The organism is Taishania pollutisoli, from assembly GCF_014518315.1.
GTDB classification, from domain to species: domain Bacteria; phylum Bacteroidota; class Bacteroidia; order Flavobacteriales_D; family Crocinitomicaceae; genus Taishania; species Taishania pollutisoli.
On sequence record NZ_JACVEL010000049.1, the window covers coordinates 1 to 656 of the forward strand.

A 656-nucleotide genomic window follows, 5' to 3' on the forward strand; every position below is an offset into this window, starting at 1 on the left:
ACATTCCCCAGATGATTCGACAGTTCATACCGCTTGTCACCATAGGCATTATCCAACATACCACTGTAGTTAAACGGCGCTGCCTGTGTTAGTGCCATATTTACTTGCTCTTGTCCCAATCTACTCGATCCATAAAGGTTGCGTTCCGAAAGATATAAATTATATACCGTACCTCCACCATCAGCTGCACGGATATTTCCTGTATATACATGCATCACATTCCCTTGAGCATCCACGACATAGTAGGTAGACGTAACATCTCCTCCCTCTGTGACGTGCTTGGCAATGCGGTTGCCCAGTCCATCGTACTCAAAGCGGATCGTGATGCCATTGGTCTTGGTAATCTGTTTCACCTTGTTCGTCACCGTCCATTCAATGGAACTGATATCTTCGTCATCGTCGCTTACGAGTTGACCGATGGCATCGTACTTGTAGTTACCTGACTCCATGGAGTGGTCAATGTCTGCATTGTCAAACAAGGAGGCACCCGCCAGATCCTGTACCCAACTCAATTGGTTGTTATCTCCGTTATTGACGGTTACCTCTTCGTACTTGTACCTAAAATTATCCATTAATTGACTCACTCCATTCCCATCTTTTGCATAGCGCTGCAGGCTTGCTAAATTCCCGTTGGCATCAAAACTGTAATTGCTCGA

Annotated in this window: 1 protein-coding gene; it reads right to left on the minus strand. The window is 45.6% G+C overall.

Translation table 11 applies throughout. The annotated features are described in order from the left end of the window. A partial coding sequence (locus H9Y05_RS16250) for an RHS repeat domain-containing protein (RefSeq protein WP_216714916.1) occupies window positions 1-656 on the minus strand: 656 nt, incomplete at both ends.